Annotated in this window: 16 protein-coding genes and 2 pseudogenes; 17 read left to right on the top strand and 1 reads right to left on the bottom strand. The window is 50.5% G+C overall.

Translation table 11 applies throughout. The annotated features are described in order from the left end of the window. Positions 1-1,001 precede the first annotated feature (1,001 nt). Positions 1,002-1,160 (bottom strand): hypothetical protein, encoded by a 159-nt coding sequence (locus IX84_RS33515; protein ID WP_160213831.1) that lies wholly within the window; start codon positions 1,158-1,160, stop codon positions 1,002-1,004. A gap of 54 nt (positions 1,161-1,214) precedes the next feature. Here IX84_RS33515 and IX84_RS19400 point away from each other — a divergent pair, with 54 nt between their 5' ends. From IX84_RS19400 to IX84_RS33855, 17 genes and pseudogenes are all read left to right on the top strand, one after another. Continuing rightward, on the top strand, positions 1,215-1,580 hold the full coding sequence (locus IX84_RS19400; protein WP_052516225.1) for a nucleotidyltransferase domain-containing protein: 366 nt from the start codon (positions 1,215-1,217) through the stop codon (positions 1,578-1,580). Beyond that, positions 1,577-1,966, top strand: coding sequence for a HEPN domain-containing protein (locus tag IX84_RS19395; protein ID WP_044224531.1), 390 nt, complete (start codon positions 1,577-1,579; stop codon positions 1,964-1,966). The genes IX84_RS19400 and IX84_RS19395 overlap by 4 nt, the downstream gene beginning before the upstream one ends. 565 nt (positions 1,967-2,531) lie before the next feature. Next, positions 2,532-2,867 (top strand): DUF433 domain-containing protein, encoded by a 336-nt coding sequence (locus tag IX84_RS19390; RefSeq protein ID WP_063978290.1) that lies wholly within the window; start codon positions 2,532-2,534, stop codon positions 2,865-2,867. Beyond that, on the top strand, positions 2,867-3,025 hold the full coding sequence (locus IX84_RS34670; protein ID WP_193789874.1) for a DUF5615 family PIN-like protein: 159 nt from the start codon (positions 2,867-2,869) through the stop codon (positions 3,023-3,025). The genes IX84_RS19390 and IX84_RS34670 overlap by 1 nt, the downstream gene beginning before the upstream one ends. Beyond that, positions 3,025-3,210 (top strand): annotated as a pseudogene (locus IX84_RS34665) (DUF5615 family PIN-like protein); the annotation flags it as partial. The gene IX84_RS34670 and the pseudogene IX84_RS34665, both read left to right, overlap by 1 nt. A gap of 643 nt (positions 3,211-3,853) precedes the next feature. Beyond that, entirely contained in the window at positions 3,854-4,108 is a 255-nt protein-coding gene (locus IX84_RS19385) for a hypothetical protein (protein WP_044224528.1), read from the top strand. A gap of 117 nt (positions 4,109-4,225) precedes the next feature. Continuing rightward, the gene (locus IX84_RS19380) at positions 4,226-5,482 is read left to right on the top strand and encodes an IS256 family transposase (RefSeq protein WP_044224525.1); all 1,257 of its coding nucleotides are present in this window, start codon (positions 4,226-4,228) and stop codon (positions 5,480-5,482) included. Between the two features lie 182 nt (positions 5,483-5,664). Then, a pseudogene (locus IX84_RS34660) lies at positions 5,665-5,832 on the top strand (type II toxin-antitoxin system RelE/ParE family toxin); the annotation flags it as partial. Positions 5,833-7,263: 1,431 nt separating this feature from the next. After that, positions 7,264-8,334: an NAD-dependent epimerase gene (locus tag IX84_RS19370; protein ID WP_044224520.1), complete on the top strand. Its 1,071-nt coding sequence runs from the start codon at positions 7,264-7,266 to the stop codon at positions 8,332-8,334. A 178-nt stretch (positions 8,335-8,512) separates the two neighbouring features. Beyond that, positions 8,513-9,082, top strand: coding sequence for a Uma2 family endonuclease (locus tag IX84_RS19365; protein WP_044224516.1), 570 nt, complete (start codon positions 8,513-8,515; stop codon positions 9,080-9,082). Between the two features lie 113 nt (positions 9,083-9,195). Further along, on the top strand, positions 9,196-9,684 hold the full coding sequence (locus tag IX84_RS19360; RefSeq protein ID WP_152605148.1) for a DUF6922 domain-containing protein: 489 nt from the start codon (positions 9,196-9,198) through the stop codon (positions 9,682-9,684). Positions 9,685-9,733: 49 nt separating this feature from the next. Next, a complete protein-coding gene (locus IX84_RS33505) occupies positions 9,734-9,907 on the top strand; it encodes a hypothetical protein (protein ID WP_160213829.1) in 174 nt (57 codons plus the stop codon). Between the two features lie 11 nt (positions 9,908-9,918). Then, positions 9,919-10,404: a four helix bundle protein gene (locus IX84_RS34655; protein ID WP_081968852.1), complete on the top strand. Its 486-nt coding sequence runs from the start codon at positions 9,919-9,921 to the stop codon at positions 10,402-10,404. Between the two features lie 242 nt (positions 10,405-10,646). Beyond that, complete coding sequence (locus IX84_RS19350; protein ID WP_052516223.1) at positions 10,647-11,210, top strand: DUF4240 domain-containing protein; 564 nt, start codon at positions 10,647-10,649, stop codon at positions 11,208-11,210. A 5-nt stretch (positions 11,211-11,215) separates the two neighbouring features. Next, positions 11,216-11,521, top strand: a complete 306-nt coding sequence (locus IX84_RS19345) for a hypothetical protein (RefSeq protein WP_044224514.1) — start codon at positions 11,216-11,218, stop codon at positions 11,519-11,521. A 487-nt stretch (positions 11,522-12,008) separates the two neighbouring features. Next, on the top strand, positions 12,009-12,827 hold the full coding sequence (locus IX84_RS19340; protein ID WP_044224512.1) for a polysaccharide biosynthesis/export family protein: 819 nt from the start codon (positions 12,009-12,011) through the stop codon (positions 12,825-12,827). A gap of 46 nt (positions 12,828-12,873) precedes the next feature. Further along, a complete protein-coding gene (locus tag IX84_RS33855) occupies positions 12,874-15,267 on the top strand; it encodes a polysaccharide biosynthesis tyrosine autokinase (protein ID WP_044224509.1) in 2,394 nt (797 codons plus the stop codon). Positions 15,268-15,297: the final 30 nt, after the last annotated feature.

Here is a 15,297-nt window from a genome sequence, read left to right as displayed (position 1 = left end):
TAAAAGCCCCGGCCCAGGTTGCTGACTACGCCATGCTTTGTCTATCGGTATAGGCTACGTCAGCCAGAGTAGGTTGGCCCCGGGCAAAGCCCTGCCAAGGTCAAGGCTTGTCCCCGGGCAAAGCCTGACCGAGGTTGAGGTTGAGAACGCCGCGCTGTCTTCCCGGAGACGACAATTAATTGTCGCGCCCCAGGCGAACCAGCCACACCAACCGGCAACGCTCCAATCCCAAGACCGCACCAACAAGCACGCCCGGCGAAAGAAGTGCGCCGGGCGAGCCTGCCACCCCAACCGGCAACGCTCGAATCCCAAGACTGCACCCACGGCAACGCTAGCCCCCCGCAGGAGACCGTCAACGGTCTGCCCCGGAAGCCACTTCCTGGCCCTTCTCCGGCCGACATAGCCTTTTGCAGAATCGGCAACCTTATCCTGCTTCGGTACCGCCCAAGGACAACCTCATCATCGGATTGCCCGGGGAAGGCTAAGGCTGAGGTTAAGGTTGAGCGCCAGCCTGCGTCACCCAGTGCCACGGCCGCTTTGCGACCGCCTCCTGACGACCCACCGACCGGCAACGCTCGCCTAACGCCGGGGGCACTACCTTCCCCCGGCGTTCTGACTGCCACCGCCACACCCTTCGGCAAAGCTCGAAGTCGAGGACCGGCATACGTACTCAAGCCCCACTGCCCCATAGGGGCAATATGTCGGTAACCTCCAAGACTGCCCAGCGCCCTGTGCCGTAGGTACAGCATGTGAAACCCAGCCACCCCAACCGGCAACGCTCGAATCCCAAGACTGCACCCACGGCACTACTCGTGCCCCTCGCTATACACCATCACCCTCCGTACGGACAAAACCATTCCCATACTAGCAGAGGTCGGGGGTGGAAATCCAACCTTTTTAATTTTCAGCAACTCCGGAGTCGAGACCTGACAAGCAAGCCCAGCCTCAGGCCGCGATTCCTAAATCGCCGCCTGAGTACCTTAGCACATCAAAGCTACAAGTCAGGTGGCATCTTCGGAGTTGCGGCCTGACTGGCAAGCCCAGCCACACCGAACGACTTCCACCCATAAAACGGATTTGAGAAAAGCAAGATCAGCATTGCCGCACATTTCCGGAAAGAAATTGCCCAATGGCTTCTTATTGACAGCCTTGTCCAGCATTTTAACCGATATCCTGTCAACTCTTTTCAGGAAATGACCGTTATAAATTAGTTAATGATAAAGGAAGCGTATAAACTGATAGAAGCGATAGTCATGGACGCCATAAATGCCAAAAAGCAAGCAGCTATTCCCGATTTGGTCAGAGCAGAGCTCCAAAAAATAGAGCAAAACGCTCAAGTCATTCTATTCGGCTCCCAGGCAAGACAAGACAACCGTAGCGATTCAGACTGGGACTTTCTGATCTTACTGGAGCAAGAACCAACTACTGATTTAAAAGATGAAATTCGGAAAAGGCTTTATGAAATAGAACTCGAAACAAATGAAGTGATAAGCTCAATCATCCATCAAAAAAAAGAGTGGAAAAAAAGAGCCGTCATGCCCATCCACCAAATTATTGAGGAAGAAGGCGTAGAACTGTGAGCTATTCTAATAAAGACCTGGTCGCTTTTCGAATCCATAAAGCAAAAGAAACTTTCCGGGATGCACAACTTTTGCTGGAAGCTATGCGGTGGGACTCCGCAGCTAACCGTCTTTATTACGCCAGCTTTTACATGGTTTCAGCATACATGGCTAAGCAAGAAATCAGAGTAACCACTCATAGCGGTATCAAATCAAGATTCAACCAAGAGCTCATCAAAACAGGTAAAATAGAAAAAGAGCTTGGCGTTGCTTTCAATAAACTATTCGCTATGCGACAGGACGCAGACTACGAAGATTTTGAGGAAATAGATGAAAAAGCCATACAGCCAATGGCGGCTCAAGTCCAAAAACTACTTGACCAACTAGAAAAATTACTGCAAGATTAGCTGCCTAAACTGCAGACAGATAATAGGGCGCCACACCCACCGGCAACACCCGCCCAACACCCCAGGCACTCCCCGACCGGCAACGCTCGCCCCAAGACTGCTCCAACGGCAACGCTCGCCACTTTTACATTTTACATTATGCAGTTTTATATTTCCTATTTCAGGAGATGACCCCATTATCAAAAAAATAGTGCCCCCCTCCAAGTACGCCCGGCGAAAGAAGTGCGCCGGGCGAAGCAGCCACACCCACCGGCAACGCTCGCCCCAAGACCGCTCCAAAGGCAACGCTCGCCACTTTTACATTTTACATTATGCATTTTGCAGTTTTATATCTCCGAAGCGCAGCAAGGCCCATATGGGTACATTTCTCTGTTTTCCAGTTCCAAACCACAACCAATGCCCCGTAGGGGCTAAATGTCGGTAACCTCCCAGACTAACCCTTGCCTCGTGCCGTAGGTACGAAATGTGAAAGCCCAGCTGCACCCCACACCGCTCGAAAGCAAGACCCGTCCCAACCACGAACTTTATCCGCCTCCTCACCGTTATCTTCAAATAAAGAAGAACTATGTCGACGCTGGAACAAGTAACCGCCCTAATTGATGGACTCACACCAGATGAGCGCAGCAAAGTCCTCGCCCACATCGTAGAAATGATGAATATCCGGGAATTAGGCATCCGGCATACCCCAGGCGTTTGCGGAGGACGCGCCCGTATCCGCGACACCAGAATCCCCGTATGGATCATCGTAGAAGCAAAAAAGGAAGGAGCCAGCGACCTGGATATCCTCCGCAACTTCCCAACCCTTACAGCCGAAGACTTAACTAATGCCTGGCGCTACTACCTGGGCCATCGCCCCGAAATTGACCAGGATTTGAAAGAACAAGAACAGGAGGAAGTATAATGGTGACCTACCCCTTGCTCCTGGCCGATGAAAATTTCAGCCGAGAAGCCAGTACTCATCTTCAAAACCTGGGGTATGACTTAATCACCTTAACTGACCTTGGGCTAGACCAGATTGGAATGCCTGACCCTGAGGTCCTAAAAAAGCAACCACATTAAACAGATGCGTTATAACATTCAACCGGCTCGATTTCATCAAGTTGCACAAAGCCAGTAACCAACACGCAGGCATCATCGTCTGCACCTACAATCCAGACAATAAACAACTTGCAGAAAAGATTCACCGATCTATACAGGAATCTAAAACGCTCCATACTCGTTTAATCCGAATTTACAGGGATTAGATTTCATCAAGCCCTGCCGACACTGCGCTCGCCCCAAGACCAACCGATCGGCACCGCTCGCCACTTTTACCCTCCTTCGTATCTACTTCAGCGGGCAGAGCATTTCCGAAGGCCCGTATGGGTTATATTATGCGTTTTGCAGTTTTATATTTCCGAAGCGCAGCAAGGCCCATATGGGTACATTTCTCTGTTTTCCAGTTCCAAACCACAGCCCATGCCCCGTTAGGGGCAAAATGTAGGTAACACCCAAGACCGCCCGTAGCCTCGTGCCGTAGGTACGAAATGTGAACGCCAAGGCTTCACCAGCTGGGCACTGCTTACAGAACGCCGGGGGAAGGGAGAGCCCCCGGCGTTCCGATTTCCCAAGCCTCACCGACCGGCAACGCTCGAAAGCAACCGCCCACGCTGCCCCTCAATCCCCCAACACCTTCGCATCAGCTTCGGCGCTCAGAGAAAAGGGGAAGAACCGCCCGCATAAACTGTTGTAACCGAATTCTAATTGACATGGCTGTTCGTCATCGAAATTTATTCTATCAAAAAAAGGGTTGGGGAGTACCAGACAGAGGAAGCAACATTAGCGAACTTGCAGGTTTCAGAATAAAATTGGATATTGAACCAAGCCGTACTCCGTTAAAGCAAAATCATGAGCAAGACCTATTATATAAATGTAAAGCCTTCGAATTTAAAAGATTTCCATCAGATCATTAAATCCTTAAAGAACCTTGGAATCATTGATTCCTTTGGCTCAGTAGGCGAATTGGCAAGAGAAGGAGACCCTATTTCTATTGAAGATTTAATTTCAGTGTTGGAATATTCAAGGCAGGAAGTAAAAGAAGGGAATACATTAACCACTGAAGATGTAAAAAAACAAGTTGAAAATTGGACGAAAAAACAATAGTCTCCTGGACATTTTCAGCTTTGGAAATGCTAGCAGAGATTCATGATTATATTTTAGCGCAAAGTGGAGGAGAGTGTTTAGAAATGTGTGTCTCGTAAAAAATGCGAGATTTACGACATGAAAAAGAACAACCAAGAAGAAGAACAGACAGAGCCTTTCGACTTCAGCAGCTTTGAAGAGTCAGCGATAGCGGGGCTACAATCAGGCCAGCCGCTATTTGGAGAAGGTGGTGTCCTCAAACGTTTAGTCAAGCACCTGATAGAGGCCTCTTTGGAAGGGGAACTGGACGCGCACTTGGCTAGCCAAAGAGCCTCTGAAATAGCCAACAAGCGCAACGGCAGAGGGCGGTCGAAGAAACTGCGCACCGATGTTGGGGAGATAGAGATTGAAACGAGCCGTGACCGCCTGGGGAATTTTACCCCTCAGACGGTAGGCAAATGGGAACGCGAGGTAGGAGCAGGCTTTCAAGACCAGATTCTAGAGTTGTATGCGATGGGCAATAGCGTTGAGGACATAAGGCTGCATTTAGCAAAGATGTTTGGTGCCCGGCTGAGTACCGGTGCAATCAGTGCTGTTACCGACCGGGTGTGGGGGGAGATAAAGACGTGGCAGGAGCGGCCTTTATTGACGTTGTACACGCTTATTTACTTGGATGCTATACACTACAAAATCCGTGAAGAAGGGCAGGTGGTGACAAAGGCGATCTACACTATTTATGGCGTGGACGCGCAAGGACAGCGTGATATTCTTTCCATCCATATAGGTGCCAGTGAGGGCGCCCACCAATGGTCGCTGTACCTGGAGCAGCTCAAGCGCCGTGGCGTCGAGGATGTCCTGTTCTTTGCCGTCGACGGGCTTGCTGGCTTTGGGGAAGCCATCAACCGGATATACCCACAAGCCACGGTGCAGCGCTGTATCGTGCACATGATACGCACTAGCCTGATTGGCGTACAGGACAAAGACCGCAGGGCGGTTGTCAGGGACCTCAAGGGTATTTACCAAGCCGCCGGGGAAAAGGAGGCGCTCCAGGCCCTGGAAGCCTTTGAGCTTAAGTGGGGCAAACGGTACCGCCATGTAAGCGACAAGTGGCGGGAAAGCTGGTTGGAGCTTACTGCCTTTCTTGACTTTGGCCCTGAAATACGGCGTATGATCTACACGACAAATGCTGTGGAGAACGTGCACCGTCAGATGCGGAAAGTGACCAAGACAAAAGGTGCTTGGTGTACGGAGAATGCCTTGCTGAAACAACTATATCTTAGCCTTCAGCGCAAGCGCAAGAGCTGGAGCCGGAATGTCTTCAAATGGTCGACTATCCAGCAGGAGCTTATCGAGCTGTACGGCGACCGTTATCTGCAGCATGTGACGGTGGAATGAGCCGCGGCGCACGCTGTTCCAGCCGTATTCTTTCGGCCTACGGCCTACAGAATACGGCTGGAACACGTGACAGAATAACTAGTTTTTAACCCAGAGACACACATTATTGAACATTACCAAGTGGAGCGCTATCGGCAGATAAGTACATGAATGAATTAGTCGAATAGGCCGAAAAGCTTGAAAAGCATCCCGAATCCTGTGCACCCTGCCGGAATAGAAAGTTAAGAGAATCGGGGTTCAGGTGCTGTAACTTTAAAAAGCACATCATAATCTATGACTTCATAAGTGGAGCAGTTCATATCCATGCAATAATCCATTCCAAAAGAAACCCTGATAATTTAAAAATTTAATTGAAACCGCTCTGCTAATGCGCCGGGCAAAGCTCCCACACCCACCACCACCGCTCGCACCCCAAGACCTCCCCAACAAGCACGCCCGGCGAAAGAAGTGCGCCGGGCGAGCCTGCCACACCCACCAGCAACGCTCGAAACCCAGGAATGTACCAACGGCACTGCTCGTATCCCAAGAATGCTCCTATGGCACTGCTTGTGTCCCCCGCTATCCACCATCACCCAACACAAAAACCATTACAATCCTGGCGGGGGTCGGGGGTGGAAATTCTACCTTTTCCGTCACAAAAAATAGCGCCACACCGACCGGCAACGCTCGCCCCAACCTACCCCCAGCTAAAGGTTAAGGTTGGTCCACAAAGCAGCCCCACCAAGGTTAAGGTTCAGCGCCAGCCTATGTCCCCCAAAGCAACAGCCGCTTTGCGACCGCCTCCCGCAGACCAACCCACCGGCAACGCTCGCCACTTTTACATTTTCCAGTTTTACATTTCCGAAGCGCAGCAAGGCCCGTATGGGTACATTTCTCTGTTTTACAGTTCCAAACCACAGCCCATGCCCCGTTAGGGGCAAAATGTAGGTAACACCCAAGACCGCCCGTAGCCTCGTGCCGTAGGTACGAAATGTGAACGCCAAGGCTTCACCAGCTGGGCACTGCTTACAGAACGCCGGGGGAAGGGAGAGCCCCCGGCGTTCCGATTTCCCAAGCCTCCCCGACCGGCACCGCTCGAAAGTAACCGCCCACGCTGCCCCTCACCTTCGCATTAGCTTCGGCGCTCAGAGAAAGGGGAAGCACCGCGCTCAGATTAAATCGAAAAACCAGAACACCACAAAACCACAGCCCATGCCCCGTTAGGGGCAAAATGTAGGTAACACCCAAGACCAACCATCGCCTCGTGCCGTAGGTACGAAATGTGAACGCCCAGCTACACCGACCGGCACCGCCCGCCCCCAAAAAACCACAATACCAAAAAACCACAATACCATAATACCAAAAAACCACAATACCATAATACCAAAAAACCATATCACCTGACTCGCCCCAAGCCACCACCAGGAAGACCAAGCCTTGCGCAAAGTTGCCCTCCGTGACTACCCTTACAAAAAACAACCCAAAAGAAAAAACCCCAAAAAGTTTGGCACTCTCAAAACCCCTTCGTTTTTTTGTACCGTCTAACACATGACAGGGCAAACACAACGAACACTCCCAACACTGCTTGTCAGCATCCCCGCTGATAATACAGTACTGATTTATTCCAGTTGATAAGCCCTTGCGACTTATCGTTGGCGAAGCCGTAGAAAGAAAAGGTTTACCACTCAGGCACTAAGACACTAAGCTTCACTAATGATTTTACAGACAGCTGCCAATCTTGGTGTGCCTCACGCCCTTACACCCTTAGTGGTTCATCCCACACGCATAGCATACATCTATAAATGAAGATACTGATTACAGGAACAGCAGGCTTCATAGGCTACCACCTCGCCAACCGCCTAACCCAAGACGGCCACGAAGTAGTAGGCCTCGACAGTATCAACAACTACTACGACGTCAGCCTCAAAATGGGGCGCCTCCAAGCCGCCGGCTTCGACAAACATAAAGTCGCCTACAAAGAACGGATTACCAGCAAAACACAACCCAACCTCCACTTTATACAGCTCAAGCTCGAAGACCAAAACAGCCTCAACCAGCTCTTCCGCGAAGAAAACTTTGACGCCGTCATCAACCTCGCCGCACAGGCCGGGGTGCGCTACAGCCTCAAAAACCCCAACGCCTACGTGCAGAGCAACATCCTCGGCTTTACCAATATACTGGAAGCCTGCCGCTACCACAATATTCAGCACCTCGTCTACGCCTCCAGCTCCAGCGTGTACGGCATGAACCGCAAGGTGCCCTTCAGCACCACCGACCCGGTCAACCACCCGGTCTCCCTCTATGCGGCTTCCAAGAAAACCAACGAACTGCTGGCCCATACCTACAGCCACCTCTTTGGGCTGCCGACCACTGGGCTCCGCTTCTTTACGGTCTACGGGCCCTGGGGACGGCCGGATATGGCTTACTTCCTCTTTACGGAGGCTATACTAAAAGGCGAGCCCATCAAGGTCTTCAACCATGGCAAGATGAGCCGCGACTTTACCTATATCGATGATATCGTGGAGGGCATCGCCCGGGTACTGCAGCAGCCGCCCGCGCCGGACCCCAACTGGGACCCCGTCGCGCCTGCCGCCGACCGCAGCAGCGCTCCCTACCGCCTCTACAATATCGGCAATAATGCGCCGGTGGACCTCCTCTCTTTCATCGAGACCCTGGAGGATGCCCTCGGGCAAACCGCCGAAAAGGAGTTCCTGCCTATGCAGCCGGGAGACGTGGAAGCGACCTACGCAGATGCCTCGGCTTTGATTGAAGCAACAGGCCATGCGCCGAATACATCTTTGGCAGAGGGGATTGGGGCTTTTGTGGAGTGGTATATGGCGTATTATGGGGTTGAGGCTGCGGCTGACGCTTAGTGGCTTATCCGCAAATATTCACGGATTTTTTCTCCACAAATATTCACAAATTTAGGGCACAAATGCACACCAAGCCATTTGCGACCATTTGTGATAACATTTGAGAACATCTGTGGATCAATCCCCATTTGAGAACATCTGTGGACAAATTTACAAGTACCAATCAAATGGTTAAACGATGATTACCGATATCAATCAGTTGGACCTCAATAAAAGGTACTCTTATGCAGATTATCTGCAGTGGGAATTCAAAGAGCGGGTAGAACTCATAAAAGGGCGCGTATTTAAAATGTCCCCGGCACCAAGTGTCAGACATCAGCAAGTGAGCAGAAACCTGCTCCACTTTTTAGACCCCTTCCTATGGAAGAAAACCTGTCAGTTGTTCCACGCCCCCTTCGATGTAAAACTCAACAAAAAGGGAAAAGACACCGTCGTCCAACCCGATATCTGCGTCGTATGTGATGCATCCAAATTAGATGACCAAAGCTGCAATGGCGCACCCGACCTCATCATTGAAATCCTCTCTCCCGGCAACAGCCGCATAGAGCGCAAAGAAAAATTTGAACTCTACGAGGAAAATGAAGTCAAAGAATACTGGCTGGTCGACATCACAGAAAACAGCATCATCATCTACACCCTCAGCGAGCAGGGCCACTACGTGGGCAGCAAACCATACGTAACGGGAGAAAACGCCGTATCCACCGTGCTTCCAGGATTGGATATCCCGTTGACCGAACTATTTGAATGAAGATTTAGGTGAGGCGATCCACAAAGTCTCTTCCACAAATGCTCACAAAGGTCTCTTCCACAAATACACACAAATAAAGGCACAAATCCACACCAAACCATTTGCGACCATTTGTGATAACATTTGAGAACATCTGTGGACAAGGACTCTCCACAACACCCACCGCCCACCAAAGCCAACAGGCCAAGGCGGGAAAACACCAAAACACCACAACACCAAGCCCCCCCTCAAACGATTCCAACCAAAGATTGGTTATTCTAAATATGCAAAATTATAAAACCACAAAACCGGAAGAAACCAGTCCCCCTCTATCCGCAACTGCCCTGTCCGGTCGTATGTTCTGGGACACACCCGTTTCCAATATCCATTGGCACGAACATCGGCACTTCATCGTACAGCGGGTCATGCGTTACGGAAAGCTGGAAGACTGGAAGCTCATTCAACAATGGTATGGACCAGATATGCTTCGTGAAATTGTAGTATCTCTAAACAACCTCGATGCCATAAGTCTAGCTTTCCTAAGCTTAGTATTGAATATAGACAAAAAAGCATTCCGGTGCTACACAGAAAAACAGTCTCGGCAGAGCTTCTGGGATTACTAGAATCCCTAATGGCATTTTCCTGCTACAGCAATTTCCACTCCCGGAAATAATGCAGTTCTACCAACAAAAAATCCCCGATGGAAATGAATGGATAGCCCTCCGTAGCCTAGCTTATTTCGAGGATGCAGAACGCGAGCCGATGCCAACAATGTTCTCCGACACCTCCTGGCCACTTATCAAAAACCACATCGCTAATGAGGTCCGGAAGTACAGCCGCCAGTAAGCCACAATACCATAAAACCACAAAAACCCACGCTGCCCCCTCCGCCCGCCGAAGCCTATAGGCGAAGGAGGGACAATACCACAATACCACAATACCACAATACCACAACCCCAAACCACCAAAATCCCCCCCCCATCGGCAACTTCAAAAAACTCCGCGTCTGGCAACAAAGCAAAAACCTAGCCGTCAGGATCTACCAAGTAACCGATGAGCACACAAAATTCAAACAAGACTTCCGCTTCCGAGACCAAATCAGAGCCGCCGCAGTCTCCGTCCCCTCCAACACCGCCGAAGGAGACGAGCTAGACACCAACAAACAAAGCATCCGGCACTTCTACATCGCAAAAGGCTCAACCGCAGAAGTCATCACCCAACTCATAATCGCACAAGAAATCGGCTACCTGCCCCCCAAAATAACAGAAGAACTCATAAAGGAATATGAACACGTTTCCCACATGCTAGCCAAACTCATAGCCGCCCGATCCAAAACACCATAAAACCAAAACCCCAGGAACACCAAAACACCACAAAACCACAATACCACAATACCATAATACCATAATACCACAAAACCCAAAAACCCTCGCTGCCCCTCAATCCCCTAGAGGGGAAGCACCACCCGCACAGATTAAACCGAAAAACCACAACACCACAATACCAGAATACCAAAACACCACTCCCCCCCTTGCCCCACTCCCCAAAAAAACCTAACTTAAAAGCCACTTATCCAAACAGCGGCATGACCCAGAACATCAAAATACCCATCCATCAGCTCAACGAAGACAAACTCAAAGAGCTGCAAGAAAAGTACCCCGGGGCAGAGGTCAACCTCATCCTTCAGGCAGCGCCCGGCAGCAGCTTGAACGAACATGACTTCTGGGGGATTATTGACCTGCTGGACTGGGAAGCCAAAACAGATGACGCCATCGTCCGCCCGGCAGTAGAAAAGCTTGCTCAACTCGATGCCCGCTCCATCTACAGCTTTGCCGACCTCCTCTCTGAAAAGCTATACCGGCTCGACCAAAAGGAATACGCCCTTCATATCGGCGAGGACGCCTGGCAGCCAGATGCCTACTTTTCTGTAGACAACTTCCTTTATGCCCGGGCCTGTGTCATTGCCAATGGAAAAGACTACTACGAAAAGGTACTGGATAAGCCAGAAGCCATGCCCAAAGACCTGACCTTCGAGTCCCTGCTTTATGTACCCAGTGAAGCTTTCGAGCTTAAAACCGGAAAACCCTATGACTATATACCTGCCTACCCTATCGAGACGTATAGTAATAAGCAGGGCTGGAGAGACTGAGTGGTATGGCAAAGCATGGAAATAGCCTCGATAATGAAAAAGAGCACCATCTCTACGCTATACACGATCGAAAGGAGAAAGACATCTTCAAATATGGCATTAGCGACAAACCTATCGGAAAAGATGGCTACTCCTCTAGAATGCGTGAACAGATCAATTTTCTCAATGCAGCCGTAGGCATCATCCGCTATGTTGGAGAAATCCTCATCAAAGGGATCATTGGCAGAAAAAAAGCACGCCAACTCGAAGATGAGCACATCAAAGCGTATGAACGCGAAAATGGCAGAAAACCCAGAGGAAACAGAAGATAATCCAACCACCCTCCGTCCGCCGAAGCCTGTAGGCGAAGGAGGGAAAAAACCAAAACACCATAATACCCAAAAACCCTCGCTGCCCCTCAGTCCCCTAAAGGGGAAGCACCACCCGCACAGATTAAACCACAAAACCAAAACACCAAAACACCACCCCCCAAGCCAAACCCCGGAAACACCACAATACCAGAATACCAAAACACCACAAAACCATAATACCCAAAAACCCTCGCTGCCCCTCGATCCCCTAAAGGGGAGGCACCACGCACAGATTAAACCAGAAACACCATAAAACCACAACACCAGAATACCGAAAAACCACAAAACCACAACACCATAATACCACAATACCAGACAACCAAAACACCACACAACCAAAACACCAGAACACCACAATACCACAAAACCAGAATACCAAACCACCAAAACACCACAACACCACAACACCATAAAACCCAAAAACCCTATCTTAGCCCAAAATTTCCCAATGAATAAAACCCTCATCAACATACTTTTCCTTCTGGCAGCCACCCTCCTCACTTCCTCCTGCGTCCAACACCGCCAACTCATCAACTTCAACGAAGCCAACCTCCCCGAAGACACCCCCGAGCAAATCGTCAACGCCATGAACCTGACGATACAGCCGGAAGATGCCCTGCGCATCGAAGTCTCCTCCATAAACGAAGAGGCAGCAGCGCCTTTTAACCTGGGCGCACAGGGACAACAGGGGGGCGGCAATATGCAGCAAATGGGAGGCGGCGGTGGCGGCGGCGGCTTTTTCGGGCTCGAAATCTTCCAGGGCTACCTCGTAGACCAGGATGGGTACATTGACTTCCCGGTACTGGGGCCGCTGAAGGTAAAGGGGCTCACCCTCGAAGAAACCAAAGCCCTCATCTACGGGAAGCTGGAAGAATACCTGGTGAACCCCGTTGTAAATGTCCGCTACCTGAACCTGAAAATTACCGTGCTGGGGGAAGTGAATGCGCCCGGGCTCATCCGCCTGTCCAATAAACGGGTGACCCTACTGGAAGCTATAGGAATGGCGGGAGACCTCGGCGATTATGCCAACCGCAATAATGTGCTCGTGATACGCGAAGAGGAAGGGCGGCGCATTTACACCCGGCTCGACTTGCAATCGGCAGAGATCTTTACCTCCCCCTATTTTTATATGCAGCAGAATGATGTGATCTATGTAGAGCCGATTCAGGCGCGGATTGCTACGGTGGCGGACCCAGCTCAGCGGATTATTTCTTATACTACGGCTGGACTGTCTTTGATCTCATTAATTATTGCCCTGAGCAGATAACGGCTCATTCGCATTTTACAAAACCGGACAGCCAACCACCAAAAACTTGCAACAACCCCTAACACAACTCCCTACCGACAACCCGGGAAGCGAAAACAACAATCGCATCGACCTCAAGGAGTACCTCTACCTCTTCCTGGGCAATTGGTACTGGCTGGCCCTGGGGCTTGTGATCGGAATTACGGCAGCATGGCTCGTTTTACGCTACAGCACCGTTGTTTACAGCGTCCGGTCATCTATTTTGATCAACGAAGAGCAACAGCAGGCCTTCTCCACAGATATCATTGCCGAAGATTTGGGGCTCAGAGACAGGGTCGATATCAATAATGAGCTAAGAGTCCTGGAGTCTTCCGAACTCATGCTCAAAGTGGTAGACTCCCTGAAACTAAATATCAGCTACTGGATTGAGGGTAATATTCTGGTCACAGAAGTCTATGGCAGCCAATGGTCCGGAATACTATCCGACATACAGCCGGCGGAGCAAAATCAATACCACCAACTCAAAATTGAACTCAAAGACAATGGCAAATTCGCCGTGCTGAAGGGAGAAGCGGATACGCTGATTCAGGAATTGGGAAAGCCCTTCACCCTCGATCAGACCACCTGGACACTCAGTAAACAAACCCAGGAACTTTTAAAGCCGGGGGCTGACCTGACTGTTAAAGTAGCTCCCGCAGAGGAAACCGCAAGAAGGTTCGCCAATGCCCTGAAGCTAAGCCCGGCCCGGAACTCCAATGTCATTGACATGGTCATGAATAACCCTCTGCCCCAACGGTCCATTGACATCATGAGTTGCCTCGCGCTGTTTTACAATGAGGCCGTCATCGAACAGAAAAACAAAGCAGGCAGGCAAACCTTGAGCTTCATCGACGAACGGTTGCGCTTTATTACAGAAGACCTCTACAGCGTGGAAAAAGAGGTGGAAACCTTCAGGCAGGACAATGCCCTTTCCGGATTGGACCAAAATGCCAACTACCTGGAAAAACTCACCTCTGTAGATGAGCAACTGATGGAACTGAACCTACAGGAACAGCTCCTGCAGGAATTGGAAACCTTCATACAGGCAGATTCCAATCAGTATAAGACCCTGCCCCTGACTTCCCAAATCCTGTCCACGCAGCTCAGTGAAGTCGCAAAGGAATATAACGAGACTATCTTTGAGCGGGATCAACTCCTTGAAGCGGCTACAACGGCCAATCCCGGCCTGGCCACCTACGATGAACAATTGCAGTTCTTGCGCAATATTTTGCTCCAAAGCATCAATACCGTACAAAAAGAACTACGGCAAAGAACCCGGCAATTGCAGGAATCCCTGCGCCCCGTTGAACAGAAAATCGCCCGCATTCCGGAAATCAACCGGCAACTGCTGCAGATCATGCGGCAACAAAAAATAAAAGAGAACCTCTTCCTCTACCTGATGGAAAAACGGGAAGAAACAGCGCTTTCCATCGCTGCCCAAACCGCTAACGCCCGCCTGCTCGATAAACCGGTAACAGGGGGAGTAGTCTCCCCGGACCGGCAGCGTATTTTCTTCCTGGGCGGGCTGCTGGGGCTTGGCATCCCTGCCGGGCTACTCTTTTTGCTGGCTTACTTCGACAATAAGGTGTACACCCGCAAGCATATCGAAAACCTTACTCAAACGCCTTTTATAGGTATGATCGGTACCTCCCCCAAAGCAGACAGCATCGTGGTACAAAGGGGCAGCCGCTCTTCTGTGGCGGAAATGTTCCGCCTCCTGCGTACCAATCTGGACTATCTCTCACAGGGTGACAAGTCAGATAAAGTGACATTGGTGACTTCCAGCATCTCCGGTGAAGGCAAAAGCTTCATTTCCATCAACCTGGGCATGTCTGAAGCCCTGGCGGGTAAAAAAACCGTTCTTTTGGGGTTCGACCTGCGCAAACCAAAATTATCCCGCTACCTCACCGGTGCCACCGCACCACAGGGGCTGACCAACTACCTCGTCGATCAGGCGTCCCTTTCAGATATTGTGCAGCCGGTGCCCGGGCAGGATGATATCTTTTTTATCGGCTGTGGCCCTATCCCACCGAACCCCTCCGAGCTGATCATGAGCGCCAAAACCACCCAACTCTTTAAGGAATTGCGGGAAGCCTACGACGCCATCATTGTAGACACTGCGCCTATGGGGCTCGTGACCGATGCCCTGCTGCTCGCTCAACAGGTAGACCGGAGTATCGTGGTTTCCAGGCATGGCAAAACAGATAAAAACCTCCTGATGATCACCGAAGAAGTCTACAAACAAAAGAAACTCCCCAAAATGGGGATCGTTCTGAATGGGGTGAAGAAAGGGACTCGGTATGGGTATGGGTATGGGTATGGCTATGGCTATGGCTATGGCTATGGCTATGGCTATGGCTATGGCTATGGCTATGGCTATTATAGTGATGATAAAAAGAGGGCCTGGTGGCGGTTCTGGTAATCCACAGATTCCCAAAGATGAAGGTCATAA

It is taken from the genome of Phaeodactylibacter xiamenensis (assembly GCF_000759025.1).
Taxonomy (GTDB): Bacteria; Bacteroidota; Bacteroidia; order Chitinophagales; family Saprospiraceae; genus Phaeodactylibacter; species Phaeodactylibacter xiamenensis.
This window is presented reverse-complemented; position numbering and strand designations above follow the sequence as displayed.

Coding starts and splice junctions, on each gene's coding strand:
- IX84_RS33515 (WP_160213831.1), bottom strand. CDS start 1,160: ATGCTGGACAAGGCTGTCAATAAGAAGCCATTGGGCAATTTCTTTCCG.
- IX84_RS19400 (WP_052516225.1), top strand. CDS start 1,215: ATGATAAAGGAAGCGTATAAACTGATAGAAGCGATAGTCATGGACGCC.
- IX84_RS19390 (WP_063978290.1), top strand. CDS start 2,532: ATGTCGACGCTGGAACAAGTAACCGCCCTAATTGATGGACTCACACCA.
- IX84_RS34670 (WP_193789874.1), top strand. CDS start 2,867: ATGGTGACCTACCCCTTGCTCCTGGCCGATGAAAATTTCAGCCGAGAA.
- IX84_RS19385 (WP_044224528.1), top strand. CDS start 3,854: ATGAGCAAGACCTATTATATAAATGTAAAGCCTTCGAATTTAAAAGAT.
- IX84_RS19380 (WP_044224525.1), top strand. CDS start 4,226: ATGAAAAAGAACAACCAAGAAGAAGAACAGACAGAGCCTTTCGACTTC.
- IX84_RS19370 (WP_044224520.1), top strand. CDS start 7,264: ATGAAGATACTGATTACAGGAACAGCAGGCTTCATAGGCTACCACCTC.
- IX84_RS19365 (WP_044224516.1), top strand. CDS start 8,513: ATGATTACCGATATCAATCAGTTGGACCTCAATAAAAGGTACTCTTAT.
- IX84_RS33505 (WP_160213829.1), top strand. CDS start 9,734: ATGCAGTTCTACCAACAAAAAATCCCCGATGGAAATGAATGGATAGCC.
- IX84_RS19350 (WP_052516223.1), top strand. CDS start 10,647: ATGACCCAGAACATCAAAATACCCATCCATCAGCTCAACGAAGACAAA.
- IX84_RS19345 (WP_044224514.1), top strand. CDS start 11,216: ATGGCAAAGCATGGAAATAGCCTCGATAATGAAAAAGAGCACCATCTC.
- IX84_RS19340 (WP_044224512.1), top strand. CDS start 12,009: ATGAATAAAACCCTCATCAACATACTTTTCCTTCTGGCAGCCACCCTC.